The following is a 291-nucleotide window of genomic DNA, read 5'->3' as shown; positions in this document are numbered from 1 at the left end:
CCCGACCGGATCGAGCGCCAGTACGTCTTCGACCAATAAGCCTAGTGTATTGATGGATTTGCGCATGTCGGTGCTCCCGGTGGCCAGGTACACATTGCCGCTTGGTGTGGGGATCATGGCAGGCACTTCATCACTTGCGGTAACAGCGCGATGGCCGAGGCGTCATGGACGGAGACCCGGTAGCCACTGGGCGTTTCGACCACCAACGTCATCGGCGATGAAGACATTGACACGGGAACAATGACGCTCTCGGGCTCGGTGGATGATGTTGTGAGCTTTTTCTGCCAGTAA

General features: G+C 57.4%; 1 protein-coding gene. It reads right to left on the bottom strand.

The features are described 5' to 3' along the window. A partial coding sequence (gene tnpB / locus BZJ21_RS16895; protein WP_168169638.1) for an IS66 family insertion sequence element accessory protein TnpB occupies nt 1-117 on the bottom strand: 117 nt, incomplete at its 3' end. Nucleotides 118-291 lie beyond the last annotated feature (174 nt).

The sequence above is a fragment of the Salinivibrio costicola subsp. alcaliphilus genome (assembly GCF_001996185.1).
Classification (GTDB): domain Bacteria; phylum Pseudomonadota; class Gammaproteobacteria; order Enterobacterales; family Vibrionaceae; genus Salinivibrio; species Salinivibrio costicola.
This window is presented reverse-complemented; position numbering and strand designations above follow the sequence as displayed.